Raw genomic sequence first — 482 nt, forward strand, 5'->3', positions numbered from 1 at the left:
CACGGGGCGACCGAGGCCCCGTCGCCGGACGCCTCGTCCTCCGCCCCGGGGCGCGCGGCGGGCGCCGCGGCCGCGAGCACGTCGCCCGGCCCTGCCGTCGCGTCCGACGAGAAGACGGCGCTGCGCGACCTCGCCACGGCGGAGAAGAAGCTCGCGGACCACCGTGCCCGCGTCCTCGTGGACGCTCCGGAGGAACTGGCGCGACTGCTCGCCTCGGTGGCCGCCGCCGGCGCGGCACACGCCTACCTACTCGGTGACGCGGCCCAGTGAGGCCGCGCGCGAGCCGCCCCGCACGGGAGCGGGTGGACCAGGAGCCAGCAGGAGGAGTCGTCGGTGTCTGAAAATGCTCGTACGCGTGTCGGAACATCCGGTGCCAAGGAGCGGGAGCGCGAGGCCGCGCAGGCGGCGCTGCGCGCGGAGCACGCCGCGGTCTACGGCTACGGCGTCGTCGGCGGCCGCATCGCCGCCGCGCGCCGCGACGA

Annotated in this window: 1 protein-coding gene and 1 pseudogene; both read left to right on the top strand. The window is 77.4% G+C overall.

Annotation, left to right across the window (positions count from 1 at the left end):
- A pseudogene (locus tag G3I42_RS09045) lies at window positions 1–270 on the top strand (hypothetical protein); the annotation flags it as partial.
- A gap of 63 nt (window positions 271–333) precedes the next feature.
- On the top strand, window positions 334–482 hold a 149-nt coding region (locus tag G3I42_RS38390; RefSeq protein ID WP_164284111.1), incomplete at its 3' end, for a DUF4439 domain-containing protein.

The organism is Streptomyces sp. SID11385 (assembly GCF_010548245.1).
Lineage (GTDB): Bacteria > Actinomycetota > Actinomycetes > Streptomycetales > Streptomycetaceae > Streptomyces.